General features: G+C 69.4%; 28 protein-coding genes. 18 read left to right on the top strand and 10 right to left on the bottom strand.

Annotated elements, in window-relative coordinates; genetic code table 11:
• The first annotated feature begins 103 nt into the window (after positions 1 to 103).
• The 10 genes from OHT51_RS14205 (at position 104) to OHT51_RS14160 (ending at position 8,535) form a co-directional block, all read left to right on the top strand.
• Complete coding sequence (locus OHT51_RS14205; protein WP_328879299.1) at positions 104 to 556, top strand: hypothetical protein; 453 nt, start codon at positions 104 to 106, stop codon at positions 554 to 556.
• 203 nt (positions 557 to 759) lie between these two features.
• Positions 760 to 1,605, top strand: coding sequence for a F0F1 ATP synthase subunit A (gene atpB, locus OHT51_RS14200; protein ID WP_328879298.1), 846 nt, complete (start codon positions 760 to 762; stop codon positions 1,603 to 1,605).
• Positions 1,606 to 1,680: 75 nt separating this feature from the next.
• Entirely contained in the window at positions 1,681 to 1,902 is a 222-nt protein-coding gene (gene atpE, locus OHT51_RS14195; protein WP_004925497.1) for an ATP synthase F0 subunit C, read from the top strand.
• A 53-nt stretch (positions 1,903 to 1,955) separates the two neighbouring features.
• Entirely contained in the window at positions 1,956 to 2,492 is a 537-nt protein-coding gene (locus tag OHT51_RS14190) for a F0F1 ATP synthase subunit B (RefSeq protein ID WP_328884321.1), read from the top strand.
• Positions 2,489 to 3,304 carry a F0F1 ATP synthase subunit delta gene (locus OHT51_RS14185; protein ID WP_328879297.1) on the top strand — a complete coding sequence of 272 codons (816 nt, stop codon included), beginning with the start codon at positions 2,489 to 2,491 and terminating at the stop codon, positions 3,302 to 3,304. Before OHT51_RS14190 ends, OHT51_RS14185 begins: the two co-directional genes overlap by 4 nt.
• Positions 3,305 to 3,443: 139 nt before the next feature.
• Complete coding sequence (atpA, locus tag OHT51_RS14180) at positions 3,444 to 5,045, top strand: F0F1 ATP synthase subunit alpha (RefSeq protein WP_328879296.1); 1,602 nt, start codon at positions 3,444 to 3,446, stop codon at positions 5,043 to 5,045.
• 21 nt (positions 5,046 to 5,066) lie between these two features.
• A complete protein-coding gene (locus OHT51_RS14175) occupies positions 5,067 to 5,984 on the top strand; it encodes a F0F1 ATP synthase subunit gamma (protein WP_328879295.1) in 918 nt (305 codons plus the stop codon).
• The gene (gene atpD / locus OHT51_RS14170; protein WP_328879294.1) at positions 5,984 to 7,420 is read left to right on the top strand and encodes a F0F1 ATP synthase subunit beta; all 1,437 of its coding nucleotides are present in this window, start codon (positions 5,984 to 5,986) and stop codon (positions 7,418 to 7,420) included. The genes OHT51_RS14175 and atpD overlap by 1 nt, the downstream gene beginning before the upstream one ends.
• A gap of 130 nt (positions 7,421 to 7,550) precedes the next feature.
• The gene (locus OHT51_RS14165) at positions 7,551 to 7,925 is read left to right on the top strand and encodes a F0F1 ATP synthase subunit epsilon (protein WP_328879293.1); all 375 of its coding nucleotides are present in this window, start codon (positions 7,551 to 7,553) and stop codon (positions 7,923 to 7,925) included.
• A gap of 163 nt (positions 7,926 to 8,088) precedes the next feature.
• Positions 8,089 to 8,535, top strand: a complete 447-nt coding sequence (locus OHT51_RS14160; protein WP_328879292.1) for a DUF2550 domain-containing protein — start codon at positions 8,089 to 8,091, stop codon at positions 8,533 to 8,535.
• A 69-nt stretch (positions 8,536 to 8,604) separates the two neighbouring features.
• Here OHT51_RS14160 and OHT51_RS14155 read toward each other — a convergent pair whose 3' ends face one another.
• From OHT51_RS14155 to OHT51_RS14145, 3 genes are all read right to left on the bottom strand, one after another.
• Positions 8,605 to 10,425: a glycoside hydrolase family 18 chitinase gene (locus OHT51_RS14155; RefSeq protein WP_328879291.1), complete on the bottom strand. Its 1,821-nt coding sequence runs from the start codon at positions 10,423 to 10,425 to the stop codon at positions 8,605 to 8,607.
• A 124-nt stretch (positions 10,426 to 10,549) separates the two neighbouring features.
• Positions 10,550 to 11,191 (bottom strand): response regulator transcription factor, encoded by a 642-nt coding sequence (locus OHT51_RS14150; protein WP_328879290.1) that lies wholly within the window; start codon positions 11,189 to 11,191, stop codon positions 10,550 to 10,552.
• Positions 11,188 to 12,438 carry a sensor histidine kinase gene (locus OHT51_RS14145; RefSeq protein WP_443052477.1) on the bottom strand — a complete coding sequence of 417 codons (1,251 nt, stop codon included), beginning with the start codon at positions 12,436 to 12,438 and terminating at the stop codon, positions 11,188 to 11,190. The genes OHT51_RS14150 and OHT51_RS14145 overlap by 4 nt, the downstream gene beginning before the upstream one ends.
• 89 nt (positions 12,439 to 12,527) lie before the next feature.
• On the opposite strand from OHT51_RS14145, the gene OHT51_RS14140 reads away from it, so the two are divergent.
• Both OHT51_RS14140 and OHT51_RS14135 read left to right on the top strand, forming a co-directional pair.
• Complete coding sequence (locus OHT51_RS14140) at positions 12,528 to 13,127, top strand: hypothetical protein (RefSeq protein WP_328879288.1); 600 nt, start codon at positions 12,528 to 12,530, stop codon at positions 13,125 to 13,127.
• The gene (locus OHT51_RS14135; protein WP_328879287.1) at positions 13,124 to 13,312 is read left to right on the top strand and encodes a DUF5708 family protein; all 189 of its coding nucleotides are present in this window, start codon (positions 13,124 to 13,126) and stop codon (positions 13,310 to 13,312) included. The genes OHT51_RS14140 and OHT51_RS14135 overlap by 4 nt, the downstream gene beginning before the upstream one ends.
• Here the strand turns inward: OHT51_RS14135 and OHT51_RS14130 are convergent.
• The 3 genes from OHT51_RS14130 to OHT51_RS14120 are packed head-to-tail and all read right to left on the bottom strand — an operon-like array spanning position 13,309 to position 15,437.
• Positions 13,309 to 13,881 (bottom strand): cob(I)yrinic acid a,c-diamide adenosyltransferase, encoded by a 573-nt coding sequence (locus tag OHT51_RS14130; RefSeq protein ID WP_328879286.1) that lies wholly within the window; start codon positions 13,879 to 13,881, stop codon positions 13,309 to 13,311. The genes OHT51_RS14135 and OHT51_RS14130 overlap by 4 nt on opposite strands.
• A 13-nt stretch (positions 13,882 to 13,894) precedes the next feature.
• A complete protein-coding gene (locus tag OHT51_RS14125) occupies positions 13,895 to 14,644 on the bottom strand; it encodes an ABC transporter permease (protein ID WP_328879285.1) in 750 nt (249 codons plus the stop codon).
• A 10-nt stretch (positions 14,645 to 14,654) separates the two neighbouring features.
• A complete protein-coding gene (locus OHT51_RS14120) occupies positions 14,655 to 15,437 on the bottom strand; it encodes an ABC transporter ATP-binding protein (RefSeq protein WP_328879284.1) in 783 nt (260 codons plus the stop codon).
• Between the two features lie 79 nt (positions 15,438 to 15,516).
• On the opposite strand from OHT51_RS14120, the gene OHT51_RS14115 reads away from it, so the two are divergent.
• From OHT51_RS14115 to OHT51_RS14100, 4 genes are all read left to right on the top strand, one after another.
• A complete protein-coding gene (locus OHT51_RS14115) occupies positions 15,517 to 16,155 on the top strand; it encodes a TetR/AcrR family transcriptional regulator (RefSeq protein WP_328879283.1) in 639 nt (212 codons plus the stop codon).
• 139 nt (positions 16,156 to 16,294) lie between these two features.
• Positions 16,295 to 17,143, top strand: a complete 849-nt coding sequence (locus OHT51_RS14110) for a 3-hydroxyacyl-CoA dehydrogenase family protein (RefSeq protein WP_328879282.1) — start codon at positions 16,295 to 16,297, stop codon at positions 17,141 to 17,143.
• A gap of 213 nt (positions 17,144 to 17,356) precedes the next feature.
• A complete protein-coding gene (locus OHT51_RS14105) occupies positions 17,357 to 17,680 on the top strand; it encodes an STAS domain-containing protein (protein WP_030046661.1) in 324 nt (107 codons plus the stop codon).
• 259 nt (positions 17,681 to 17,939) lie between these two features.
• Positions 17,940 to 20,519 carry an ATP-binding protein gene (locus OHT51_RS14100; RefSeq protein WP_328879281.1) on the top strand — a complete coding sequence of 860 codons (2,580 nt, stop codon included), beginning with the start codon at positions 17,940 to 17,942 and terminating at the stop codon, positions 20,517 to 20,519.
• An 80-nt stretch (positions 20,520 to 20,599) separates the two neighbouring features.
• Here OHT51_RS14100 and nucS read toward each other — a convergent pair whose 3' ends face one another.
• A complete protein-coding gene (gene nucS, locus OHT51_RS14095; protein WP_328879280.1) occupies positions 20,600 to 21,271 on the bottom strand; it encodes an endonuclease NucS in 672 nt (223 codons plus the stop codon).
• 265 nt (positions 21,272 to 21,536) lie between these two features.
• Between nucS and OHT51_RS14090 the strand changes: the two genes are divergently transcribed.
• The gene (locus OHT51_RS14090; protein WP_328879279.1) at positions 21,537 to 21,929 is read left to right on the top strand and encodes an SCO5389 family protein; all 393 of its coding nucleotides are present in this window, start codon (positions 21,537 to 21,539) and stop codon (positions 21,927 to 21,929) included.
• 121 nt (positions 21,930 to 22,050) lie between these two features.
• On the opposite strand, the gene OHT51_RS14085 is transcribed toward OHT51_RS14090, so the two are convergent.
• Complete coding sequence (locus OHT51_RS14085) at positions 22,051 to 23,082, bottom strand: LLM class flavin-dependent oxidoreductase (protein ID WP_328879278.1); 1,032 nt, start codon at positions 23,080 to 23,082, stop codon at positions 22,051 to 22,053.
• A gap of 223 nt (positions 23,083 to 23,305) precedes the next feature.
• Between OHT51_RS14085 and OHT51_RS14080 the strand changes: the two genes are divergently transcribed.
• On the top strand, positions 23,306 to 23,638 hold the full coding sequence (locus OHT51_RS14080; protein ID WP_328879277.1) for an ATP/GTP-binding protein: 333 nt from the start codon (positions 23,306 to 23,308) through the stop codon (positions 23,636 to 23,638).
• 7 nt (positions 23,639 to 23,645) lie between these two features.
• Here the strand turns inward: OHT51_RS14080 and OHT51_RS14075 are convergent, their stop codons facing one another.
• Both OHT51_RS14075 and OHT51_RS14070 read right to left on the bottom strand, forming a co-directional pair.
• Positions 23,646 to 24,518, bottom strand: coding sequence for an ABC transporter permease subunit (locus OHT51_RS14075; RefSeq protein ID WP_328879276.1), 873 nt, complete (start codon positions 24,516 to 24,518; stop codon positions 23,646 to 23,648).
• Positions 24,515 to 25,840, bottom strand: coding sequence for an ABC transporter ATP-binding protein (locus OHT51_RS14070; RefSeq protein WP_328879275.1), 1,326 nt, complete (start codon positions 25,838 to 25,840; stop codon positions 24,515 to 24,517). Before OHT51_RS14070 ends, OHT51_RS14075 begins: the two co-directional genes overlap by 4 nt.
• Between the last annotated feature and the right edge of the window lie 13 nt (positions 25,841 to 25,853).

Genomic DNA, 25,853 nt, shown 5'->3' with positions numbered 1-25,853 from the left:
GGCCGTAGTGCGACGGTCCATTGGTGTGAGGTTCTCTCTCAGCCCGGGACTACGCTCGTCCATGACGACACCCTGCCCCCACCGTGAAAGCGGAGTTGCCGCCATGCCGTCCAATGACGCCCGGATCTTGCTCCAGGCTGCTGTGCCCACAGCAGCCGCCGGAGCTGTCGCAGCCGTGGTCAGTGGGGTGGTCGCCGGTGGTGATGGGGCTGTCGGGGCGGTTGTCGCGACACTGGTCGTGATCCTGTTCATGGGAATCGGTCTCTACGTTCTGCAGCGCACTGCCAAATCGCTTCCGCATCTGTTTCAGGCGATGGGCCTGATGCTCTACGCGGCCCAGATCTTGCTGCTGTTCGTCTTCCTCTCCATCTTCAAGAACACGACGCTGTTCAACCCCCGGGCCTTTGCGATCACGCTCGTGGTCGGCACCCTCGTGTGGATCGCCGCGCAGACGCGCGCCCACATGAAGGCCAAGATCCTCTACGTCGAACCCGATTCGGGCACCCCCTCGAAGGGTGACAAGCCCGAAAAGACGGGGCCTCGAAGTGAGGGGTAGGGCCGGGATAAAGCCGCTTGAGAAGTCCTGCTATCGTCCGGTGCCAACTGCGGCATCGCGGGCGCGGGCATCTGAGCTGACGCCTGCTCGATCACGAGGCGAGATGCCCCACAGCCGCCCCCATATCCGTAACACCAGTCCCGTGCCGAACTGCGGCTGCGCGCCGCGCCGACACAACGAGGTTGCCGTACCTATGCGCCACGATGAAGGAGCCCGCGGTGAGTGCTGACCCGACGCAGGTGCTCGCCTTCGACACGAACTGCCACCTCTTCGACGGATGTGGCTTCGACACTGTCGCTCCTGGCTTGCACTCGTTCCTGTTCGAGCCGCTCATGGGCGACGCGGACGGCAACGCCTTCTACTTCAACAAGCCGATGCTGCTCGCCCTGCTCGGTTCGATCATCGTGGTGGGCGTCTTCTGGGCCGCGTTCCGCAAGCCGAGCGTCGTCCCGGGCAAGCTCCAGATGGTCGTCGAGGCCGGCTACGACTTCGTCCGCCGCGGCATCGTCTACGAGACGATCGGCAAGAAGGAAGGCGAGAAGTATGTTCCGCTCGCCGTCTCGCTGTTCTTCTTCATCTGGATGATGAACGTCTGGTCGATCGTCCCTGTCGCCGCCTTCCCGGTGACGTCGATCATCGCCTACCCGCTGGTCCTGGCCCTGATCGTCTACGTCCTGTGGGTCTCGCTGACCTTCAAGCGGCACGGATTCGTCGGTGCCTTCAAGAACTTCACCGGCTACGACAAGTCGCTGGGCGCGGTGCTCCCGCTGTCCATGACGATCGAGCTCGCCTCGAACCTGCTGGTCCGCCCGTTCACGCACGCGGTGCGACTGTTCGCGAACATGTTCGCCGGTCACACCCTGCTGCTGCTCTTCACGATCGCCAGCTGGTACATGCTCAACGGCATCGGCATCGCTTACTCCGCCGTCTCGTTCGTGATGGTCATCGTGATGACGGCCTTCGAGCTCTTCATCCAGGCTGTTCAGGCGTACGTATTCGTCCTCCTGACCTGCACCTTCATCCAGGGTGCGCTCGCCGAGCACCACTGAGCACCCTGATTTTCGAATCCCATAGTCGTCCGGTGGCCAACCCCCGCCGGTCCGTTAAGAGAAGGAAGAACTGGCATGTCCAACCTCGCTGCTGTCACCGGTGACCTCGGCTCCGTCGGCTACGGTCTCGCCGCCATCGGCCCGGGCGTCGGCGTCGGCATCATCTTCGGTAACGGCACCCAGGCCCTTGCCCGTCAGCCCGAGGCTGCCGGTCTGATCCGCGCCAACCAGATCCTCGGCTTCGCCTTCTGTGAGGCGCTCGCCCTCATCGGTCTGGTCATGCCGTTCGTCTACTAAGACGAGCCTGACGACCGACTCTTTAGACGAAAGGCACTGACGTGAACGTCGCCATGATCCTGGCGCAGGAGGGGCACAAGGAGAACCCCCTCATTCCGCCGTGGCCGGAAGTTGTCATCGGCCTGATCGCCTTCGTCATCGTCTTCGGCTTCCTCGCCAAGAAGCTCCTCCCGAACATCAACAAGGTTCTGGAAGAGCGCCGCGAGGCCATCGAGGGCGGTATCGAGAAGGCCGAGGCCGCCCAGACCGAGGCCCAGAGCGTTCTGGAGCAGTACAAGGCCCAGCTCGCCGAGGCCCGGCACGAGGCCGCGCGACTGCGCCAGGAGGCGCAGGAACAGGGCGCCACGCTCATCGCCGAGATGCGCGCGGAAGGCCAGCGGCAGCGCGAGGAGATCGTCGCCGCCGGTCACGCCCAGGTCGAGGCCGACCGCAAGGCCGCCGCGTCCGCGCTGCGCCAGGACGTCGGCAAGCTCGCCACCGAACTGGCCGGCAAGCTCGTCGGCGAGTCCCTCGAGGACCACGCCCGTCAGAGCCGTGTCATCGACCGCTTCCTCGAGGACCTCGAGGAGAAGGCCGAGGCCGCGCGATGAACGGAGCGAGCCGCGAGGCCCTGGCAGCCGCACGTGAGCGTCTCGACGCGCTGACGGACAACACGTCCGTCGACGCGGCCAAGCTCGCCGACGAGCTGGCCGCCGTCACCGCGCTGCTCGACCGCGAGGTGTCGCTGCGTCGGGTCCTCACCGACCCGGCGCAGGCCGGCGAGGCCAAGGCCGAGCTGGCTCAGCGCCTGCTCGGCGGCCAGGTCGGCGGCGAGACCGCTGACCTGCTGGCCGGCATGGTGCGTTCCCGCTGGTCGCAGTCCCGCGACCTGGTGGACGCGCTGGAGGAGCTGGCGGACACCGCCGACCTCACCGCCGCGCAGCGCACGGGCAAGCTCGACGACGTCGAGGACGAGCTGTTCCGGTTCGGCCGGATCGTCTCCTCGAGCACCGAGCTGCGCGCCGCGCTGACCAACCGCGCCGCAACGGCGTCGGCCAAGGGCGAGCTGCTGCGCAGCCTGCTCGGCGGCCGGGCCAAGGCGACCACGGGGCGTCTGGTGACGCGTCTTGTGACCGCGCCGCGTGGACGTAGCCTGGAGTCGGGACTGGAGTCCCTGTCCAAGCTCGCCGCCGAGCGCCGGGACCGCATGGTGGCCATCGTCACCTCGGCGGTGCCGCTGAGCGACCCGCAGAGGCAGCGCCTGGGTGCCGCCCTCGCGAAGCTCTACGGCCGCCAGATGCACCTCAACCTCGACGTGGACCCCGAGGTCGTCGGCGGAATCCGGGTGCAGGTCGGTGACGAGGTCATCAACGGCTCCCTCGCGGACCGCATCGAGGACGCCGGCCGCCGACTGGCGAGCTAGCAGCAACTTCATAGCAAGAGCAGTACGTACTTACGACGGCCCATGTTGGGCCGTGCAGAGGATTCACCTCTTTTACGGGGGGAGTCCCCATCCCCCCAAAGTGAAACTTCGGGCCCAACAAGGAGAGCAGGGAACCCAGATGGCGGAGCTCACGATCCGGCCGGAGGAGATCCGGGACGCGCTGGAGAACTTCGTCCAGTCGTACAAGCCGGACGCGGCCTCGCGCGAGGAGGTCGGTACGGTCACCCTTGCCGGCGACGGCATCGCGAAGGTCGAGGGCCTGCCCTCGGCCATGGCCAACGAACTGCTGAAGTTCGAGGACGGCACCCTCGGCCTCGCGCTCAACCTGGAAGAGCGCGAGATCGGCGCCGTCGTCCTCGGTGAGTTCAGCGGCGTCGAGGAGGGTCAGCCGGTCTCCCGTACCGGTGAGGTCCTCTCCGTGGCCGTCGGCGAGGGCTACCTCGGCCGCGTCGTCGACCCGCTCGGCAACGCGATCGACGGCCTCGGCGAGATCGAGACGTCCGGCCGCCGCGCCCTGGAGCTTCAGGCTCCGGGCGTCATGGCCCGTAAGTCGGTGCACGAGCCGATGGAGACCGGCTACAAGGCCGTCGACGCGATGACCCCGATCGGCCGTGGCCAGCGTCAGCTGATCATCGGTGACCGCCAGACCGGCAAGACCGCCCTGGCCGTCGACACGATCATCAACCAGCGTGACAACTGGCGCACCGGCGACCCGAACAAGCAGGTCCGCTGCATCTACGTCGCCATCGGTCAGAAGGGCTCGACGATCGCGTCGGTCCGCCGCGCGCTGGAGGAGAACGGCGCGCTGGAGTACACGACCATCGTCGCCGCCCCGGCGTCCGACCCGGCCGGCTTCAAGTACCTGGCGCCGTACACCGGTTCGGCCATCGGCCAGCAGTGGATGTACGAGGGCAAGCACGTCCTCATCATCTTCGACGACCTCTCGAAGCAGGCCGACGCCTACCGCGCCGTGTCCCTGCTGCTGCGCCGCCCGCCGGGCCGTGAGGCCTACCCGGGTGACGTCTTCTACCTGCACTCCCGTCTGCTGGAGCGCTGCGCGAAGCTCTCCGACGACATGGGCGCCGGTTCGATGACGGGTCTGCCGATCGTCGAGACCAAGGCCAACGACGTCTCGGCGTTCATCCCGACCAACGTCATCTCCATCACCGACGGCCAGTGCTTCCTGGAGTCGGACCTGTTCAACGCCGGTCAGCGCCCCGCGCTGAACGTCGGTATCTCCGTCTCCCGAGTCGGTGGTTCCGCGCAGCACAAGGCGATGCGACAGGTCTCCGGTCGTCTGCGTCTGGACCTGGCCCAGTACCGCGAGCTGGAGGCGTTCGCCGCCTTCGGTTCCGACCTGGACGCCGCGTCGAAGGCGCAGCTGGAGCGTGGTTCGCGTCTCGTCGAGCTGCTCAAGCAGGCTCAGTACCAGCCGATGGCCATCGAGGACCAGGTCGTCTCGGTCTGGGGTGCCACCACCGGCAAGATGGACGACGTTCCGGTCAGCGACATCCGCCGCTTCGAGAAGGAGCTCCTCGAGTACCTGCACCGCAAGGAGCAGGGCCTGATGACCTCCATCAAGGAGGGCGCCAAGATGTCGGACGACACCCTGACCGCCGTTGCCGACGCGATCGCCGACTTCAAGAAGCAGTTCGAGACCGCTGACGGCAAGCTGCTCGGCGAAGAGGCCGGTCCGAAGGCGACCAGCGCCTCCAAGTGACGTAAGGAAGGGACCTGACTCATGGGAGCCCAGCTCCGGGTCTACAAGCGTCGCATCCGATCCGTCACCGCGACCAAGAAGATCACCAAGGCGATGGAGATGATCGCCGCCTCGCGTGTCGTCAAGGCGCAGCGCAAGGTGGCGGCCTCCACGCCGTACGCGACCGAGCTCACCCGCGCGGTCACGGCGGTCGGTACCGGCTCGAACACGAAGCACCCGCTGACCACGCAGGCCGAGACGGTCACGCGGTCCGCGGTGCTGCTCCTGACGAGCGACCGCGGTCTCGCCGGCGCCTTCAACTCGAACTCCATCAAGATCGCGGAGCAGCTGACCGCGCGTCTGGAGAGTGAGGGCCAGGAGGTCGAGATCTACATCGTCGGCCGCCGTGGTGTCGCCCACTACAACTTCCGCGAGCGCAAGATCGCGGAGTCGTGGAGCGGGTTCACGGACGAGCCGTCGTACGCGGACGCCAAGAAGGTCGCGGCGCCGCTGATCGAGGCGATCGAGAAGGACACGGCCGAGGGTGGCGTGGACGAACTCCACATCGTCTTCACCGAGTTCGTCTCGATGATGACGCAGACGGCGCTCGACGACCGTCTGCTGCCGCTCAGCCTCGAAGAGGTCGCGAAGGAGGCTGCCCCCAAGGGCGAGATCCTTCCGCTGTTCGACTTCGAGCCCTCGGCGGAGGACGTCCTCGACGCCCTGCTGCCGCGCTACGTGGAGAGCCGTATCTACAACGCGCTGCTCCAGTCGGCCGCCTCCAAGCACGCCGCCACGCGGCGGGCGATGAAGTCGGCCACCGACAACGCGGGAGAGCTCATCGAGACGCTCTCGCGGCTTGCCAACGCGGCCCGCCAGGCCGAAATCACCCAGGAAATCAGCGAGATCGTCGGTGGCTCCGCAGCCCTGGCCGACGCGACCGCGGGGAGTGACAGGTAATGACGACGACAGTTGAGACGGCCGTTGCCACGGGCCGCGTCGCCCGGGTCATCGGCCCGGTCGTCGACGTGGAATTCCCCGTCGACGCCATGCCGGAGATCTACAACGCCCTTCACGTCGAGGTGGCCGACCCGGCCCAGGACGGCGCGAAGAAGACGCTGACCCTGGAGGTCGCCCAGCACCTGGGTGACGGCCTGGTCCGCACGATCTCGATGCAGCCCACCGACGGTCTGGTCCGCCAGGCCGCGGTCACCGACACCGGTGCCTCCATCACAGTGCCCGTCGGTGACTTCACCAAGGGCAAGGTGTTCAACACCCTCGGTGAGGTGCTGAACGTCGACGAGAAGTACGACGGCGAGCGCTGGGGCATCCACCGCAAGGCGCCGAACTTCGACGAGCTCGAGTCGAAGACCGAGATGTTCGAGACCGGCGTCAAGGTCATCGACCTTCTCACCCCGTACGTCAAGGGTGGAAAGATCGGTCTGTTCGGCGGTGCCGGCGTCGGCAAGACGGTGCTCATCCAGGAGATGATCTACCGCGTCGCCAACAACCACGACGGTGTCTCCGTGTTCGCCGGTGTCGGCGAGCGCACCCGTGAGGGCAACGACCTCATCGAGGAGATGGCCGAGTCGGGCGTCATCGACAAGACCGCCCTGGTCTTCGGTCAGATGGACGAGCCCCCGGGCACCCGTCTGCGCGTCGCGCTGGCCGGCCTCACCATGGCCGAGTACTTCCGTGACGTCCAGAAGCAGGACGTGCTGTTCTTCATCGACAACATCTTCCGCTTCACGCAGGCCGGTTCCGAGGTCTCGACCCTGCTCGGCCGTATGCCCTCCGCGGTGGGCTACCAGCCGAACCTGGCCGACGAGATGGGTCTCCTCCAGGAGCGCATCACCTCGACCCGTGGTCACTCGATCACCTCGATGCAGGCGATCTACGTCCCCGCGGACGACCTGACCGACCCGGCCCCGGCCACCACGTTCGCCCACCTCGACGCGACGACGGTTCTGTCCCGTCCGATCTCCGAGAAGGGCATCTACCCGGCCGTGGACCCGCTGGACTCCACGTCCCGGATCCTGGACCCGCGCTACATCGCGGCGGACCACTACAACACCGCGATGCGCGTCAAGGGGATCCTGCAGAAGTACAAGGACCTCCAGGACATCATCGCCATCCTCGGCATCGACGAGCTCGGCGAGGAGGACAAGCTGGTCGTCCAGCGTGCCCGCCGTGTCGAGCGCTTCCTGTCCCAGAACACCCACGTCGCCAAGCAGTTCACCGGCGTGGACGGTTCGGACGTGCCGCTGGACGAGTCGATCACCGCGTTCAACGCGATCATCGACGGTGACTTCGACCACTTCCCGGAGCAGGCCTTCTTCCTCTGCGGTGGTATCGAGGACCTGAAGAAGAACGCGAAGGAGCTGGGCGTCTCCTGACGCACCGGTGCTTGTGAGCCATTGAGCTCTGATGAGGGGGCGGGGGTTCGTCCCGCCCCCTCATCCACGCCTACTAGACTTGTAACCAACACCCGGCAGAACCCGCCGGGTGGTGACCCGAGGAGCCACCTTGGCTGCTGAGCTGCACGTCGCGCTGGTCGCCGCCGACCGTGAGGTCTGGTCGGGCCAGGCCACCCTGGTCGTCGCGCGCACCACGTCCGGCGACATCGGCGTCATGCCCGGTCACCAGCCGCTGCTCGGTGTGCTGGAGTCGGGCCCCGTGACCATCCGTACGAGTGAAGGTGGAACCGTCATCGCCGCGGTGCACGGCGGTTTCATCTCCTTCGCCGACGACAAGCTGTCGCTGCTGGCCGAGATCGCCGAGCTGTCGGACGAGATCGATGTCCAGCGCGCGGAGCGGGCGCTGGAGCGCGCGCAGTCCGACGACGACGCCTCCGCCGAGCGCCGCGCGGAGGTTCGTCTGCGGGCGGCGACGGCGCGCTGACCCCTGGAGGTACCTCCCGGGCCCTTTAGGCTCTGGAGGGAGCGCACGCGATGACGTCACTCAGCCGCGGCTGGGACCGGAGCAATCCGGTGCCGGTCGCGGCTGAGGCAGATATGGAAGTTTTTTCCGTTCCGTTACCTAGGAGACGAGGAGGTCGGTGTCGATGGTCCTCGCTCTGACTGTGTGCGGAATCGTCGTCGCCCTCGTGGTGCTGGGGTTGTTCGTCTTCGGCCTGCGCCGACGGCTCATCCAGCGCTCGGGCGGCACGTTCGACTGTTCCCTGCGCTGGGACGTGCCGGAGAAACCCGACACCAGCGGCAAGGGCTGGAGCTACGGCGTCGCCCGCTACAACGGCGACCGCATTGAGTGGTACCGCGTCTTCTCCTACGCCTATCGCCCGCGCCGCATCCTGGAGCGCTCCGCCATCGAGGTGGCCGGCCGCCGGGTACCCGACGGCGAGGAGGAACTGGCGTTGCTCTCCGACGCGGTGATCCTCACCTGCCTCCATCGGGGCACGCGCCTCGAACTGGCCATGAGCGACGACGCGCTGACCGGATTTCTCGCGTGGCTGGAAGCAGCCCCGCCCGGACAGCGAGTGAACGTGGCGTAGCCACGTTCACTCGCTGGGTGGGGGTCCCCCGGACGAAGTCCGGGGGAGCGTCAAGGTTGCTTAACGGGCCTACTTCAGCCCGCTGTTGATGGCGGTCACCAGCTCACCGTTGCTGGTGTCGCCGCTGAACTCCCAGAAGAACGCGCCGCCGAGGCCCTGGTTCTTGGCCCAGGTCATCTTTCCGGCGATGGTCGACGGGGTGTCGTAGGACCACCAGTTGTTGCCGCAGTGCGCGTAGGCGGTGCCGGCGATGGTGCCGTTCGCCGGGCAGGAGTTCTTGAGGACCTTGTAGTCCTCGATGCCCGCCTCGTAGGTGCCGGGGGCCGCGCCGGTCGCCGAGCCGCCGGGGGCGGACTGGGTGACGCCGGTCCAGCCGCGGCCGTAGAAGCCGATGCCGAGCAGCAGCTTGGCGGACGGAACGCCCTTCGACTTCAGCTTGGCGATCGCGTCGGCGGAGTTGAAGCCCGCCTGCGGGATGCCGGCGTACGAGGTGAGCGGCGAGTGCGGGGCGGTCGGACCGTCCGCGTCGAAGGCGCCGAAGTAGTCGTACGTCATCACGTTGTACCAGTCGAGGTACTGGGAGGCGCCGCCGTAGTCGGCCGCGTCGATCTTGCCGCCGTTGGAGCCGTCGGCGGTGATGGCCGCGGTGACCAGGTAGTTCGAGCCGAACTCGGTGCGCAGGGCGGACATCAGGTTCCTGAACGCGGCAGGTCCTGAGGTGTCGCAGGTCAGGCCGCAGGCGTTCGGGTACTCCCAGTCGATGTCGATGCCGTCGAAGACGTCGGCCCAGCGCGGGTCCTCCACGACGGCCTTGCAGGACTTGGCGAACGCCGCCGCGTTGGCCGCCGCCTGGCCGAAGCCGCCGGAGTAGGTCCAGCCGCCGAACGAGTACAGCACCTTGATGTGCGGGTACTTGGCCTTCAGCTGGCGCAGCTGGTTGAAGTTGCCGCGCAGCGGCTGGTCCCAGGTGTCAGCGGTGCCGCTGACGGACTGGTCGGCGGTGTAGGCCTTGTCGTAGGCGGCGTAGGTGTCGTCGACGGTGCACTGACCGTTCTTGACGTTGCCGAACGCGTAGTTGATGTGGGTGATCTTCGAGGCGGAGCCCGAGGTCACCAGGTTCTTGACGTGGTAGTTGCGGCCGTAGACGCCCCACTCGGTGAAGTATCCGAGGTTGATCTTCGCGCCGGGGTTCGGGTCGGTGCCGCCGCCGGTGGTGCGCACCGCGCGGGCGCCGCTCGCCGGACCGGTCTGGTCGGCGGTGTCACGGGCCTGGACGGTGTAGGAGTAGTCGGTGCCGGCGGTCAGGCCGCTGTCGGTGTACGACGTGCCCGTCGCCGTCGCGACCTTGGTGCCGTCGCGCAGGACGTCGTAGTTCTTGATGCCCTTGTCGTCGGTGGCGGCCGACCAGGTCAGCTTCACCGAGGTGTTGGTGATGTCGGAGGCGCTGGGTGTCCCGGGGGCGGACGGCGGGTTGTCGCCGGGGACGCTGCCGCCGTCGCAACTGCCGCCGTTGAGCTTGCAGTTGGCAGGGGAGCCGGTGCCGCTGCCGTTGAAGCCGAAGGTGACGGAGGCGCCGGGGGCGAGGGAGCCGTTCCAGGACTTGTTCTTGGCGGTCCAGTGAGTGCCGGAGGAGGTGACGTCGGCGTCCCAGGCGGAGGTGACGGACGTGCCGGAGGGGAAGTCCCACTCGACGGTCCAGGAGCTGAGGGCGGTCGTGCCGGTGTTCTTCACCGTCCACTTGCCCTCGAAGCCGGAGCCCCAGTCCTGGGTCTTGGCGTAGGTGGCGGTGGCGGACGTGGCGGCTTCGGCCGGACTCGCGAGGCCGACCAGACCGGCCAGCGGGAGCAGCAGGGTCGCGAACCCTGCCAGGGCTCTGTGTCTGAAGCGCATGCTGCGCCTCCTTGGTGGGGAGTCACGGGGCGCGACTGAGCCTCACGCCCTCTCATGGTGCGGTGAGAATAGAAAGGTCTGGACCACCGGTCAATAGGTCTGGACCAGTTCCGAGGCATAAACCTCAGATGCCCAACTCCTGTGCCAATACGGCCGCTTGGACCCGGCTGCGCAGCTCCAGTTTCCCCAGCAATCGGCTGACATGTGTCTTAACGGTCGCCTCGGCCATGTCGAGCCGGGACGCGACGTCGGCGTTGGACAGGCCCTCGCCCAGGCAGGACAGCACCTCGCGCTCGCGCCGGGTGAGGCTGTCCAGGACGGACAGGTCGGCGGTCGGCTCCCGCACGGGTTTCGCGGCGAACTCCGAGATCAGGCGCCGGGTGACGGCCGGGGCGATGAGGCCCTCGCCGCGCGCGACCGTGCGTACCGCCTCCAGCAGGTCCTTGGCGTCGGTGTTCTTGAGCAGGAACCCGGACGCGCCCGCCCGCAACGCCCCGAACACGTACTCGTCCAGGTCGAAGGTGGTCAGCACGAGAACGTCCGCCAGCCGCTCGGCGACGACCTGCCGGGTCGCCGACACTCCGTCCAGGCGTGGCATCTGCACGTCCATCAGCACCAGGTCGGGCCGCAGTTCGCGGGCCAGGGCCACCGCCTGCTCACCGTCCGCCGCCTCGCCGACCACGTCGATGTCGGGCGCGCTGCGCAGGATGAGGACCAGCCCGGCACGGACGGCGGACTGGTCCTCGGCGACGAGCACGCGGATCATGCGGGATCTCCTTCGACGGTGTCGGTGACGGGGAGGGCGGCGCGTACGGCCCAGACCTTGCCGTCGGGCGAGTCCTCGGGGCCGGCCTCGAACGTGCCGTCCAGCAGCGCGACGCGTTCCCGCATGCCGACCAGACCGGCGCCGGAGCCGGGGGCGCGCGGGCCGTCACGGTCGCCGTACGGGCTGGTCACCGTGACGGTGAGCGAGCCGTCCCGGCGGGCGAGGGACACGGTGACCCGGCCAGGGCCGGCGTGCTTGAGGGCGTTGGTCAGCGACTCCTGCACGATGCGGTAGGCGGCGAGTTCGACGGGGGTGGGGACGGTGCCGGGGTCCGCGTCGAGGTGGACGTCGAGGCCGTTGGTGCGGGCGCCCTCGACCAGTGCGTCCAGGCCGTCGAGCGTGGGGGCGGCGACCGGCTCGGTGTCGCCGCCGGCGTCGCGCAGGATGCCGATGAGCCGGCGCATCTCGGCGAGGCCCTCGACGCTGTTCTCGCGGATGACCGTCAGGGCGTCCCGGGAGGTCTTCGGATCGTCGAAGGAGAGCGCGGCCGTGGAGTGGATGGCGATGGCGGAGAGGTGGTTGGCGACCATGTCGTGCAACTCGCGTGCCATGCGCGAGCGTTCCGACGTCACGGCCTGCGCGCGGTCCATCTCGGCGAGCAGCGCGGTCTGTTCGGCGCGCAGCCGGGCGGCCTCGGCGGCGTCACGGTGGTTGCGCACGATCCAGCCCGTGGCGGCGGGACCGTACGCCACGACTCCGACGACCACGCCGATCAGCAGCGCCTCGGGCTTGCGCCACACCGCGAAAGGCACCAGTGTCGCGGCCACCGTGAGCAGGCCGGTGATCCACTGGATGCGGCGGGCCGAGGCGAGCGGGCCGTACAGCACGGCCGCGTAGACGATGTCCGTGAACATCAGGACCGTCGCCAGATTGCCCTGTGTCACGACGTCCGCGCAGATCGCGACCGAGCCGGTCAGCAGTGCTGTGCGCGGGGCCGCTCGGCGCAGCAGCTCGCAGCAGGCCATGACGCCGAGCGGCACCAGGATGGGCCAGGGGCCGTCGAAGAGCGTGATCGGGTCGTCGGCGGGCCGGGTGCCCAGGCCGATGCTCACCAGCAGCAGGCCGCCTAGCAGCCCGCCGACAGCGATGTACACGTCGAAGCGGCGCGGGCGGGGGAGGAGCATGGCTCCATCCAACACGGTGCGCGCGGTCCGCGCCTGATTCCCGGGAAGGGTCCTGGACTGCATCTTTCGATGTACCGCGAGTTCGTCAGTGGCGACGACGAAAGCGTCCTGTCCCGACGGGAGCCTGGAACGGTGACCGAAGGGAGCAAGTTGTGATCGTCGCCCTCATCATCGCCTGCGAGGTCGGCTTCTGGGTGCTGCTGGCCCTGGGCCTGTCCGTCCGCTACCTGCTCAAGTGGCGCCGCACGAGCGTGGTGCTGCTGCTGTGCGAGCCGGTGCTGGAGCTGGTCCTGTTCGTCGCGGCGGCCATCGATCTGAAGAACGGCTCCGACCCGAGCTGGAAGCATGGCCTGGCGGCGCTGTACATCGGCTACACCGTGGCCTTCGGCCACTACACGATCCGCTGGCTCGACGGCCACGCGGCCCACCGCCTGGGCGGCGCCCCGCCGCCGCGCAAGCCTCCGCGTTACGGCAGCGCCCGCGCCCGCCACGAAGCCAAGCTGTGGATGCGGGCCGTGTACGGCGGCGCGGTGGCGCTGGGCCTGCTCCAGCTCGCCGTCTGGTACGTCGGCGACGACGGCGACGTCAGCTCCCTGCGCAGCTTCCAGTGGGTGGCGATCCGCACGGTCGGCATCTACGGCCTGATCGCCCTGTCGTACACGATCTGGCCGCGCAAGGCGCCGGCCGGCGAGGAGGCGCGGGATCAGCTCACGACGGAGACGGAGACGGAGAAGGAGCGGGTGGAGTCGTGAGCGAGGCGTCGAGGAACCTGCTGGAGGGCGCCGCCACCTTCTTGGTCGGCCTGCCGCTGTGGCTGTTCACCGAGGACGTGGAGGTCCCGGTGATCACCTTGACGAAGGTCGGCCTGGTGATGATGTGCGTCGGCGGCGCCCTGGTCGCACTGGGCCTGTTCCAACGGGCGCGAGAGAGCGCCTAGCGTTCCCCGCCCGGCACCCACAGCACGTCCCCGACCTCCTTGTTCGCGATCCTCGCCAGGATGAACAGGAGGTCGGACAGGCGGTTCAGATAGGTCGCCGTCAGCGGGTTCATCGCCTCGCCGTGGACCTCCAGCGCCGTCCACGTCGAGCGCTCGGCACGGCGTACGACCGTGCAGGCCTGGTGCAGCAGGGCCGCACCCGGTGTGCCGCCCGGCAGGATGAAGGACCGCAGCTTCTCCAACTGCTCGTTGAAGTGGTCGCAGTCGGCTTCCAGCTTGTCGATGTAGAACTGCTCGACCCGCAGGGGCGGGAACTCCGGGTTCTCCACCACCGGCGTCGACAGGTCCGCGCCCACGTCGAACAGGTCGTTCTGCACACGGGTGAGGACCTTGACGACGTCCTCGTCGAGCCCGCCCAGCGCGATGGCGGTGCCGAGCACCGCATTGGCCTCGTTGGCGTCGGCGTACGCCGAGATCCGCAGATCGGTCTTGGCGACCCGGCTCATGTCGCCGAGGGCGGTGGTGCCCTGGTCGCCGGTCCTGGTGTAGATGCGCGTCAGATTGACCATGTGGCCAGCGTAGTTACGCTCCGGCGGTTCGGAACACGCGTGTGCCGACCGTCACGGCCAGCGCGGCGAAGGCGATCGCGACCAGAACGCCGTACAGCATGGGCGTTGTCGCGTACGAGCCGACGTACGCGTCGCGCACGGCGTCCACCAGATAGCGGAACGGCACGAAGTGCGACAGCACGTCCAGCCACGTCGGCCCCAGCGTCATCGGCAGCATCAGGCCCGACAGCAGCATCATCGGCATCGTCATGGCGTTGATCGCCGGGCCGAACTCCTGCGGGGTACGGACCTTCATGGCGAGCGCGTACGACAGCGAGGCCAGCGACACCGTCAGCAGTCCGACGAACGCGAATCCGATCAGCACGCCGGGCAGGGGTGCCCGCAGGCCCATCACCAGCGCCGCGAGCACCAGCAGCACCGCCTGGAAGACGAACACCGTGGCATCGCGCAGCACCCGGCCGAGCAGCAGAGCGAGCCGGCTGACGGGCGTCACCCGCATCCGCTCCACCACCCCCTGGCTCTGCTCGATGATGATAGAGAACCCGGCGAACGACGCGCCGAACAGGCCGAGTTGGAGCAGCAGCCCGGGGACGAGGACCTGCCACGAACTGCCCTCCCCGCCCAGCGGGAGATCCGTCAGCAGCGGGCCGAAGAACAGCAGGTACAGCAGCGGCATCAGCACGCCGAAGAGCAGGGCGAAGCGGGAGCGCAGGGACTGACGGAGATAGCGGCCGTAGATGAGGGCCGTGTCGTGCAGCAGCATCAGAGGGGTCCTATACGGCTACGGGGGCGGTGTCGGCCGGGGAGGGACCGCGGCCGGTGATGGCGAGGAACGTGTCCTGGAGGCTCGCGTCGATCGAGCCGCCGTACTGCAGCTTCAGCGCGGTCGGCGTTCCCTCGGCCACGACCACGCCCCGGTCGACGACGACCAGGCGGTCGGAGAGGGCGTCGGCCTCGTCGAGGTAGTGGGTGGTCAGGAACACCGTCGTGCCGTGCTCGTCGCGCAGGCGCCGGATCAGGGCCCACAGATCGGCGCGGCTGCCGGGGTCGAGGCCGGTCGTCGGCTCGTCGAGGAAGAGGACCTTCGGGCGGTGCGTGAGCGCCATCGCGATGTCGAGGCGCCGCCGCTGGCCGCCGGAGAGGGCGCCGGCCTTGCGGTCGAGGAGGTCGGTCAGGTCCAGGTCGCGCGCCAACTCCTCGGCGCGCTCGGTCGCTTGCGGCTTCGTCAGGCGGTACAGCCGGCCCTGGGTGACCAGTTCCTCCCGCACGCTGATCTGCGGGTCGACCCCGCCCGACTGGGCCACGTAACCGCACGCCCGCCGCACTCCGGCGGGGTCGGTCACGAGATCGCAGCCCGCCACGGTCGCCGCGCCCCCGGTGGGCGCCAGCAGGGTCGTCAGCATGCGCAGGGTCGTCGTCTTGCCGGCCCCGTTCGGGCCCAGGAAGCCGAGGATCTCGCCCTCGCGGACGGTCAGGTCGATGCCGCGCACGGCCTCGACCGGGCCGAGTTTCGTCTGGAAGGTACGGGCCAGTCCGGCCGTACTGATGATGGGCATGGCCCCAGAAAAACAGAGTCTCTTAAATTTTGCAATGGACCCAAAGTTTCAGAAAGCCCAGCGAAGTTAGGATGGAGTCATGGCTGAAGGGCTCAGGGAGCGGAAGAAGCGCGAGACGAGGCAGCGGCTCTCGGACATCGCCACCGGGCTGTTCCTGGAGCACGGGTTCCTGACGGTGACCATCGCGGACGTGGCGGAGGCCGCCGACGTCTCCGTGAACACCGTCTACAACTACTTCCCGGCGAAGGAGGACCTCTTCTTCGACCGCTCCGCCGGCGTCGTCGAGCAGCTCTCCTGCTGGGTGCGCGGCCGGGACGAAGGGGAGTCGGCCGCCCGGGCCGTGCTGCGTGAAATGCGTGCCGAGGTCGAGGCGGTCTCGCCGCGGATCGGCCTCCTGGAGGGCTACGACCGCTTCATGCGCGTCATCCACGAGGCGCCGCCGCTGCGCTCCCGGCTTTGGAGCCTCCAGCAGGAGATCCTCGACCACCTGGAAGCCACCCTGCGTGAGGAGGCCGGTGCGGCTGACGGTGACCCGCTCCCCGGGCTGATCGCGGGTCAGATCTCCTGGATCCACGGCACCGTCTTCGTCGCCGTCGGCCGCGAGATGCTCAAGGGGCGCAATCCGGACGAAGTATCACGAGAGATGCTGGTCCTTCTCGACGACATGGAGGAGCTGTTGAGCGAGAAGGTGCTCAACTACGCCGTCCGTGGCGCGTAATGGCCCGCGCCGGTGTGATGTCCGTCAAGTGAGACGTGACTCGCGTTACTAACCGGTCACACAGTCCCTCACGAGCGCTAAGGTCCGCCGAAGAGCAACCTAAACAGGGTGTAAGGCGTTTCAAAGGGGAGTCGCAACAGTGGCACGGAAGCTTGCCGTCATCGGCGCCGGCTTGATGGGTTCCGGGATCGCTCAGGTCTCCGCTCAGGCGGGCTGGGACGTGGTCCTGCGTGACGTCACCGACGAGGCGTTGAAGCGCGGCACCGACGGCATCAAGGCGTCGTACGACAAGTTCGTCAGCAAGGGCAAGCTGGAGGCGCACGACGCCGACGCCGCCCTGGCCCGTATCACCGCGACCACCGATCTGGACGCCGCCGCGGACGCGGACATCGTCGTCGAGGCCGTCTTCGAGAAGCTCGAAGTGAAGCACGAGATCTTCCGAGCCCTCGACAAGATCGTGGGCGAGGACACCGTGCTCGCCTCCAACACCTCCGCCATCCCGATCACCAAGATCGCGGCCGCCACCGAGCGTCCCGAGCGGGTCGTGGGTGTGCACTTCTTCTCGCCGGTCCCGATGATGCAGCTGTGCGAGCTGGTCCGCGGTTACAAGACGAGCGACGAAACCCTCGCCACCGCGCGCGAGTTCGCCGAGTCGGTCGGCAAGACCTGCATCGTCGTCAACCGGGATGTCGCCGGTTTCGTGACGACCCGCCTCATCTCGGCGCTCGTCGTCGAGGCCGCCAAGCTCTACGAGTCGGGCGTCGCCACCGCCGAGGACATCGACCTCGCCTGCAAGCTGGGCTTCGGTCACGCCATGGGCCCCCTCGCCACGGCCGACCTCACCGGCGTCGACATCCTGCTGCACGCCACGAGCAACATCTACACCGAGTCCCAGGACGAGAAGTTCGCCCCGCCGGAGCTGATGCGCCGGATGGTGGACGCGGGTGACATCGGCCGCAAGAGCGGGCAAGGCTTCTACAGCTACTGAGCTTTCGTAAAGCATCGCACAGCCCCTGCACGCATCACGCGATGGGGTGAATTCGGTATCGGTTCGCTTACAGACGGCAACCTCAGGCCGCTTAACGCAGTCAGAGGTTGCATCACCGGCCACAGCGAAGACTCACAGCAAACACAGGCACAGATACAGGCACAGGCAACAGGCAACGCATCGCGGAGCACGACGCACGCTTGGGGAGCGCATATGCACATCAGGGGCGACCACGCCGAACTGGTCGTCGGGGGCGTCCTCGACGTCCGCAGCGCGGCGGACGCCCGTACGGTCCTGCACTCGGCCGTCGACGACGGAGTCGGCGATCTGGTGCTGGACCTGTCCGAGCTGGATTCCTGGGACGCCACCGGACTCGGGGTGATCATGGGAGCCCACCGGCGGGCCGGCCGCTGCGGCCGGCGCCTGGTGCTGCGCGGCGTACCGCCGCAGATGCAGCGCCTGCTGGTGGCCACCCGGCTGCACCGGATCCTGGCGATCGAGGGCGGCATCGGGGTGGAGTCCCTGCCTCGGGTGTGACACCCGGCACGGGTGGGGCGGGACAGTCGGACGTTCCGGTTGCGAATCGTACGTCGCGAACAATTCTCACGAGACTGTGATGTCTCGGGCGGCGCGGTACCCCGACCTGTCGTAGATACTGTGCGAAGGTTTAGGGTTCGGCTGCCCGCTGCCTAGACAAACCCCTTCGAGCGGGCCCGGACCAGAAGCGACAGCGCGGTGTGCAAAGGCCGGGAGGGGCCGCCGACGCACACGAGACGCTTTTGGGGGGCTTGAACCGATGGACCCGAACACCCGGGGACCCGAGGAGTACGGCCATGACGGCGACGGCCAGTCGTCCCGCCAGCGCCCGCCCAGGGATCCCCTCACACCCGACTTCGGACAGCACTCGCCCGCACTGGCCCGCACGGTGCAGCTGGTCTCGGGCGACTTCCTGCTCACCGTCAACCCCGTCGACGGCAGCGAGATCGAGGTCTGCCCGCCGGCCGAGCGGCCCACGCGGCCCGAGAAGCTGACCCCGGCCGAACGCGCCGAGGTCGACCGCGCCGCCACACCGCCCGTGCCGCCGGGACCGACCCGTCCCGCCCAGCCGCTCCTGGCCCGCCAGGACGAGCGCGAACAGCTGGTACGGATGCTGGCCCGCGGCCGCTCCGTACGCCTGGTCGGCTCGCCGGGCGCCGGCCGCACCAGCCTCCTCGACCTCGTCGCCGAGGACTGCGAGGACCTCGCCCCCGACGGCGTGGTCCGCCTCACCGGCTACCGCCGCACGCCCGCCGATCTGCTGTACGAGCTCTTCTACTCCGTCTACGGCGCACCCCTGCACCGTCCGGATCAGGACGAACTGCTCGGCTTCGTGCGGGAGATCGGCGCGGTCGTCGTCCTGGACGACATCGAGTTCGGCGGCGCCGCGCTCGACGAGCTGCTGGACGCGACCCCCGAGTGCGCGTTCCTGATCGGCGCCACGCCCGACGTGCCCGCCCCGTCCACCGAGTCCGGCATCGAGGAGGTCGCCCTCGGCGGCCTTGAGCGCGCCGACAGCGTGGAGCTGCTGGAGCGCCAGGTCGGCCGGGTCCTCACCGAGGACGAGGCGAACTGGGCCGGGGACCTGTGGTTCGAGTCGGAGGGTCTGCCGCTGCGGTTCGTCCAGGCCGGAGCCCTGCTGCGGCAGCGGGACCGGCTGCGGGCCGGCGCGGACGCCGTCGACGAGTACGGCGTCTTCGAGGACGCGCCGCCGGTCGACGCCCCGTTCGACGGGCCCGTCGACGCCCCGTTCGGTACTGAGGGCGGCGGTGTGGAGACACCCCTGCCCTCGCTCGGCGAGGCGGCAGGACCCGCTCCGCTGCTCGCCTCACGGCTCAGCGCCTCGGCCCGTGCCACCCTGAAGTTCGCCGTCGCGCTCGGCGGCGAGGTGCCGCACCAGGCGCATCTGCCGGCCCTGGTCGGTGACACCCACGCGGACGCCGCCCTCGGCGAGCTGACCGACTGCGGGCTGGTCACGCCGGTCGGCTCCCGCTACCGCCTCGCCGCCGGAGTGCAGGCCCAGCTGGAGGCCGCCGGATACACCGAGGACGTCCGGGAGAGCGCCCTCACGGCCGCGCAGCACTACACCTGGTGGGCCGGGCACCCCTCGGTCACGCCCGAGCGTGTCGCCGCCGAGGCGGACGCCGTGCTCGCCGCCCTCGCGGTGCTCGTGCCGGGCACCACACCGCCCGCCGAGGGCGAGGAGAGCCCGACGGTGCAGCTGGCCCGCACGGCGGCGCCCGCGTTCGCGGCGGGGCTGTGCTGGAGTGCCTGGGAGCGTGCCCTGCGGGCCGGTGCCGAGGCCGCACGCCTGGCCGGTGACGTCACCGAACAGGCCTATTTCCACCACGAGCTGGGCGTCCTCGCGCTCTGCGGCGGCCAGCTGGACCGGGCCCGCGCCGAGCTGGAGACCTCCATCGGCCTGCGCGGCGCCCTCGCCGACAAGCGCGGCACGGTCGCGGGCCGCCGCGCCCTCGCCCTGGTCTCGGACCGCTCCGGTACGACACCCGGAGTGGCCGCGTTCGGCGCGACGGCGGGCGAGGAGGTGCCGGACGCGCGGTACGAGGAGTCGCAGTCGCCGCCGGGTGGCGTACCGGCCGCATTCCTTCCCGCCGGCGACGCCACGACCCTGGTCACGCACCGCGCCACGTCGGTGTCTGCGTCGTCCCCGGCCTCGCACAAGGGCCTCGGCGGCGTCCGGGGCTTCGCGCGTCGCAACCTCGTCGCGGCCGGCGCGGGCGCGCTGCTCGTGGCCGTGCTCGGCACGGTGGTGACGCTCGGCGCAACGTCCGACAACGACCCCGACGGCCCGGCCACCCAGGTCGGCCCCAACCCGTCCGCCAGCCAGGGCGTCGGCGACGACAGCCTCGGCGCCGACGAGGCCGAGGGCGACGACGGGGAGGGCTCCGGCGACACGGGCACGCCCACCGGCAGCCCGACCGACCCGGGCCCCGACGGGACGTACGGCACCTCGGACGACCCGACGCCGACCGACGATGCGACGGACCCGTCGGACGACCCGAGCGGCACGAAGCCGGGCGGCAGTCCGTCGAACTCGCCGACCAAGCCTCCGTCGTCGACGTCGAAGCCGCCGACCTCGCCCAAGCCGCCCACCGAGACGGAGACCGAGGACCCGACGGACCCGCCGACCGAGGAGCCCACCGACCCGCCGACCGAGGAGCCGACGGACCCGCCGACCTCGCCGACGGACACCCCGACCAGCTCGACGTCGGCCAGCGGCCCGGCCTCCTCCAGCCCGACGGAGACCACCAGCTCGGCATCCGCTCCGCAGAGCACGGACGAGGGCTCGCCCAGCGGCGGCTCCGACTCCCTGATCTGACGCTCGCTTCAGGACAAGAGGGCCGGGTCCATCATCAGGACCCGGCCCTCTTCGTCGTACAACTGCCAAGAACGGCGGCGTCAGAACAACCGCAGCTTGTCGTCCTCGATGCCCCGCATCGCGTCGTAGTCCAGCACCTGGCAGCCGATGCCGCGGTCCGTCGCCAGGACCCGGGCCTGCGGCTTGATCTCCTGGGCCGCGAAGATGCCGCGGACCGGCGCGAGATGGGAATCCCGGTTCAACAGCTCCAGATAGCGCGTGAGTTGCTCCACGCCGTCGATCTCGCCGCGCCGCTTGATCTCCACCGCGACGGTCTGGCCCTCGGCGTCCCGGCACAGGATGTCGACCGGGCCGATGGCGGTCATGTACTCGCGGCGGATGAGCGTGTAGCCCTCGCCGAGGATCTCGATGCGGTCGGCGAGGAGCTCCTGAAGGTGCGCTTCCACGCCGTCCTTGATCAGACCGGGGTCAACGCCCAGTTCGTGCGAGGAGTCGTGGAGGACCTCCTCCATCGTGATGATCAGCTTCTCGCCCGCTTTGTTGATGACCGTCCAGACGTCCTTCTGCTCGCCGTCACCCTCCTTCAGGGTGCAGGGCGGCGACATCCAGTTCAGGGGCTTGTAGGCCCGGTCGTCCGCGTGGATCGAGACGCTGCCGTCCGCCTTGACCAGGATCAGACGGGGCGCCGAGGGCAGGTGGGCGGTGAGCCGGCCCGCGTAGTCGACGGAGCATCGGGCAATGACGAGACGCATGGTCCGCAACGCTACTCGACGGGCCGGTGTCGACGCGATTCGCCCTGGGGGAGTCCGTATGACCCCGGACTGCCCCTGTTCATTTCTGGCCGATTGTGCGCCTAACGAGGACCGCCCATGTACGCATTCTCCTGGTGCCGTCACCGTCCGTTGCCTACCGTATTAAACGGGAGGTCGCGAGGCGTGTACGCAGAGTGTTCGATATCGCGAACTCCCCTATCTGTCCGGCAACCCCCGCTGCTGCGGGGGTGCGAGAGGAGAACCCATGTCGCTCGACGTCTCACCGGCCCTACTCGAACAGGCCGAGCGAGGCGAGGTCGACGAAGCCGCCTTCGTCGACTGCGTCCGGACCTCCCTGCCCTATGCGTGGGAGATGATCAGCTCCCTGGTGGCCCAGCTGAAGGTCGACGGCGGTTCGTTCGCCGACAACCAGACGCCCCCGCCGGACGAGCAGGCACGTGGCCAGCTGCTGCGTGCGCTTGCGAGTGACGCGATACGCGGCGCGCTGCAGCGGCACTTCGGGGTGCGACTGGCCTTCCAGAACTGCCACCGGGTGGCGGTGTTCCCGCTTGACTCCTCGGTCGACGAGACGCTGACCCGCTTTACCTCGGTCCGCAGTCAGGTGATGAACCAGTCGCCGGAATTCAGGGACTGCTGATGCAGTAGCCGCTTGCTTGCCGCTCCGTACGCGGGAGGTGCAATCAGTACTGGGGCGGCAAGCCCCCTGACGGACCGCAAGCCCCCAGACGGACCGGGCCGTTGATCCGCGACAGGGCGATTCAGCCGAGGTGGGGGAGGACTTCGGCGCCCAGTCGCCGTACGTTCTCCTCGGTCGCCGCCAGGTCGCCCGAGCCCTCGACGAGCAGGGCGAAGCGGGAGATCCCGGTCCGTTCGCTGGTTGCTGCCAGGCGGTCGGCGCACAGGCGCGGGGTGCCCACCGGGTGGAGTCCGCAGAGCAGTTCGGTGTACGCCAGCGGGTCGCGCATCGCGCGATGACGGCCGTCCACCGTCACATGGGCTTCCAGGCCCTGCCGCAGCCAGCCCGGCATCGCCTTCGTCAGCGTCTCGACCGCGTCCGTGCGCCGGTCCGCGATCTGGCAGACACCGGCCGACACATGGGCAGCGCCGCGGATCTCGTCGGCGGGCCGCCCCGCCGCGCGCGCGTACTCCCGCCACAGGGCGACCATCTCGGCCTTCTCCTCGTCGCCCACATGCATCCCGAGCAGCATCGGCAGCCCGCGCTCGGCCGCGAGACGCACGCTGTGCGGAGACGTACACGCGACGACGACCTCGGGCTCCGCGGCGGACTCGGTGAGGCACTCCGACGGCCTGGGCACGACGGGGACCTCGCGGAAGCCGAACTGCTCGCCTGCGGCCGCGACCGACGGTTCGCGCAGCCAGCGCAGCAGCAGATCGAGTGATTCGGGGAACCCCTCCTCGTACGCCCGCAGGCCCGAGCCGAAGACCTCCAGGTCGACCCAGGGCCCGCCGCGCCCCACGCCCAGCGAGAACCGCCCGCCGGAGGCGATGTGCAGCAGCGCGGCCTGTTCGCCGAGGGCCACCGGGTGCGCGGTGGGCAGTACGCTGACCGCCGTGCCGACCCGCAACCGCTGGGTACGGCCCAGCAGTAAAGCGGCCAGCGTGATCGCGGACGGACAGGTGCCGTACGGCACGAAGTGGTGCTCGGCCAGCCAGACCGTGTCGAGCCCCGCTTCCTCGGCGACCTCGGCGGAGCGGACCGCGCGGTGCAGCGCCTCCCCGTCGCCCTGTCCCGGGAACCGGGCCGCCAACACGAAACTACCTACGTGCATTGCCTTTTCCTGCTTCCTTGGCTCCGACGCGGAGCTCCCCCACCCGGCATAACCGTCTGACACGTGCCGAGGACACGGCTTGACGAAGAGATTTGCGGATTGTCTGCAGAATGCTTCGTCGGAGCGGGGGACTTGTGGGGGTTGGTGCCGTACGGCTACCCCTGACCGTGCCGCGTAGGCTGGACACGGCCCCCGCATCCTGTATAGCCCCGTGAGGTGTTCCGTGTCCCCGCGTCGCAATCGACCCAAGGGAGTCGGCTCGTCCGAACACAATGCCGAGGACGACCGTTCCGGCCGTTACGGCGGCTGGCAGTCCACGGAGAGCTGGCGGGGCGAGGAGTGGAACGTGCGGCATGTGGCCGGGGCGAGCGCACAGGGCAAGGCGTACCGCTGCCCGGGCTGCGACCAGCTGATCCCGGACGGCGTCCCGCACGTCGTCGCCTGGCCGGACCACGTCGGCGTCGACGACCGCCGGCACTGGCACAAGGCGTGCTGGAACGCGAAGGACCGCCGCACCACGCGGGTGCAGCGGTCCCGTAACGCGCCGAGATTCTGAGCCGGGACTACACGTCCCGCTTCTCCAGCAGCGCGTAGGCGGCGGCGAACGCGGCCGCCGTCACGCCGAGCATGATCCACAGCGGCTCCCAGCCGGACGGGCCGCTGTCGGTGAGTGACTGGGCGTAGAAGACGCTGAGCTGGTTCGGGATGGAGTACTCGAACAGGGCCTGCTGAAGGTCCTGGAGGGACTCCGAGAACATGAACAGCGCCATGACCAGCGGGGCCAGCACGACGCCGATCATGATCGTGATCGCGCCCGCGGAGTGCCGGATGATCGAGCCGACGACCAGCGAGAGCAGGCCGAGCAGCGCGATGTAGAGCGAGATGCCGACCGTGCCCTTCAGCCACTCCTGGGTGCTGGGCTCACGCGCGTCCAGCATGGCCACGTCGGCGAGAGCGACGAGGACGGCCGACCCCAGCGTCACCACGAAGGCGACCACGAAGAACACGATCGCCTTCGCCAGCAGCACCCGGCCGCGGGTCGGGCACGCGGTCATCGTGGTCCGGATCATGCCGGTGCCGTACTCCGAGGCGGTGGTCAGCACGCCGAGCGTGATGATGCACATGCTGCCGAGCAGCAGCCCGAAGAAGCCGAAGGCCAGCGGGCTCTCGCCGCTCAGGCTGCCGTCGGAGGAGTTGGCCGCGACCAGCGCGGCGGCGGCCAGGCCGATGCCGACGACGAGCAGCACGAACACGCCGAGCGTCCAGATCGTGGAGCGCACCGACCGGATCTTCGTCCACTCGGAGGCGAGCGCGTGCCCGAGGTGCGTGCGCACGACGGGGATCGGCGAGGTGTAGGTGGGGTACGACGAGCCGGGCGCCGCCGCCTGCCAGTTCGGTGCGGCGGTCTGCGGCATCGGGGGCTGGGGCGTGCTCATCGGGCGTCCTCGGGCGTGGTCGGGGCGGCGGGCGCAGGGGCGGAGGGGGCGACAGGCGGCGCGGACGGCTGAGCGGGCGCCTGCTGGGGCGCGGGCGCGGCGAAGGCCTGCGGAGCGGCGGGCTGGGCCGCAGGCGGTCCCTGGGGCGCCTGCGGCGGCTGCTGGGCGTACGGGTTGGCCGTACCGGCGCCCGGGGCGGCGCCGGGCGCGGCGGGAGCGCCGTAGGGACCGGCGGGCGCCTGACCCGGCGCGCCCTGCGGCGGCTGACCCTGCGGCGCGGCGAACGGCTGCCCGCCCTGCTCCGGCGGCGGCGGGGCGTACCAGCCGGGCTGGCCCTGCCCCGGAACCGGCATCGGCGGCTGCGCGCCGGGCGGCAGCGGCTGCTGGAGCCCGGTCTTCTGGTCGACGGTCGAGCGGTAGTCGACGGCGCCCTGCGTCATCCGCATGTACGCCTCCTCAAGCGAGGCCTGGTGCGGCGACAGCTCCCACAGCCGTACGTCGGTGTCGTGCGCGATGTCGCTGATGCGGGGGAGCGGCAGCCCGGTCACCCGGAGGCCGCCATCCTGCTCGGGCAGCACGTGCCCGCCGGCCTCGGTGAGCGCGCCGGCCAGCTTCTCGCGCAGCTGCGGCTCGGTGTCGGGCGTACGGACCCGGGCGAAGCCGGCGGAGTTCGCCGCGATGAAGTCCCTGACGCTCATGTCGGCGAGCAGCTGACCACGCCCGATGACGATCAGGTGGTCGGCGGTCAGCGCCATCTCGCTCATCAGGTGGGAGGAGACGAAGACGGTCCGGCCCTCGGCGGCCAGCGACTTCATCAGGTTCCGCACCCAGAGGATGCCCTCGGGGTCGAGGCCGTTGACCGGCTCGTCGAACAGCAGCACCTGGGGGTCGCCGAGCAGCGCGGCGGCGATGCCGAGGCGCTGGCCCATGCCGAGCGAGAAGCCCTTGGAACGCCGCTTGGCCACGTCCTGGAGGCCGACCACGCCCAGCACCTCGTCCACGCGCCGGGGCGGGATGCCGGACAGCTGGGCGAGCGACAGCAGATGGTTGCGGGCGGCCCGGCCGCCGTGCACGGCCTTGGCGTCCAGCAGCGCGCCGACCTGGCGGGGGGCGTTGGGCAGCCTGCGGTACGGGTAGCCGCCGATCGTGACATGGCCCGCCGTCGGGTTGTCCAGGCCGAGGATCATCCGCATCGTCGTCGACTTGCCCGAGCCGTTCGGGCCCAGGAAGCCGGTGACGGACCCGGGCCGCACTTGGAAGGACAGGTTGTACACAGCGGTCTTGTCGCCGTAGCGCTTGGTCAGGCCGACTGCCTCGATCATGCTCCGCACCCAT

Origin of the sequence: Streptomyces sp. NBC_00299 (genome assembly GCF_036173045.1) — a bacterium.
GTDB lineage: Bacteria > Actinomycetota > Actinomycetes > Streptomycetales > Streptomycetaceae > Streptomyces > Streptomyces machairae.
This window is presented reverse-complemented; position numbering and strand designations above follow the sequence as displayed.